The following is a 1,118-nucleotide window of genomic DNA, read 5'->3' as shown; positions in this document are numbered from 1 at the left end:
TGACGTTTGGGAACGAAAGGTTTTTATTTGAGCTTCTTTAACCGTTAAACAAACATCACTTAAACTCGCTAATGGACTAATTGGGCTATCAGTAACAATAATCTGTTTTGCTTCTTTGTAAGTCGCCATTTCACACATTTTTTTGCATTTCATCTGAATACGGATGGAAGTGAATGCCAAAGAGCACATCACGATGTGTAATATTTCTTAATTGCTCTTTGTACATCCCTCCTAGGCTGTTAACAAAAACAGTCTCACAAGGAATATGCGAGAGAGCATGAAAAAAATAGCTTGCAGCACTGAATGAGTGATGAAAACCACAAATATAAATTGTGTCAGCATGTTCAAGCAATTGTAATGTTTTATTTAACATTTCTCTGTGAGTTTGATTTGCCAATTGTTGCAATGAATGGCTATTTGCTTGTGCAAATTCTTGCAAGATATAGGCAGGCTCATTCAGATTAGGAGGCTCCTCTTTATATTTTTGTTTATAAGTTAAATTTTCATTTTCATTTACCATTTCATTCATCAAGTGGTTTTGAAATAATTGTTTCATTTCATTAAAGCCATTGAAATGAAATGCATTGGCAAAACGAATTAATGTTGATGGAGGAACATTTGCTTTATCTGCAAGGATCGCAATTGTATCAAATGCCACACTGTTTTTATTATCAAGTAGATAATGTGCAACCTGCTGTAGCCTTTTACTTAATCCATTATAGCGGGAGCGAACTTGTTCCTGTAGTTCATTCAGATTTGTTGCAGTAGACATAGTACCCTCAATAAAAATACTAGTATAATTGTAGTATTTTTTGCGTGGCATTTGAATGTTTTTAGCTAATAGTAATTAAAATGAAATATAGAGTTAATTCCAAATAAATTAATGACCTAAAGGTAATTATTTGATGTTTAAAACTCTATTTTATTTATTCTTTGTTAATTTTATTATAACCTTATGAAATTAATTTTCTTTATTTGAGATTAAATGAAATGATTATTTCATTTAACTAAAGTTATATTAATTATTTGATGTTTAAAACTCTATTTTATTTATTCTTTGTTAATTTTATTATAACCTTATGAAATTAATTTTCTTTATTTGAGATTAAATGAAATGA

1 protein-coding gene is annotated in these 1,118 nt (G+C 29.2%); it reads right to left on the bottom strand.

Translation table 11 applies throughout. From position 1 onward, the window contains the following. Positions 1 to 130: 130 nt before the first annotated feature. On the bottom strand, positions 131 to 772 hold the full coding sequence (locus tag BHE89_RS18275; protein ID WP_286146284.1) for a MurR/RpiR family transcriptional regulator: 642 nt from the start codon (positions 770 to 772) through the stop codon (positions 131 to 133). Positions 773 to 1,118: the final 346 nt, after the last annotated feature.

The sequence above is a fragment of the Shigella sp. FC1967 genome (genome assembly GCF_001743005.1).
Taxonomy (GTDB): domain Bacteria; phylum Pseudomonadota; class Gammaproteobacteria; order Enterobacterales; family Enterobacteriaceae; genus Proteus.
The sequence above is the reverse complement of the archived record's forward strand: the minus strand, read 5'-3'. Positions and strand labels throughout refer to the sequence as shown.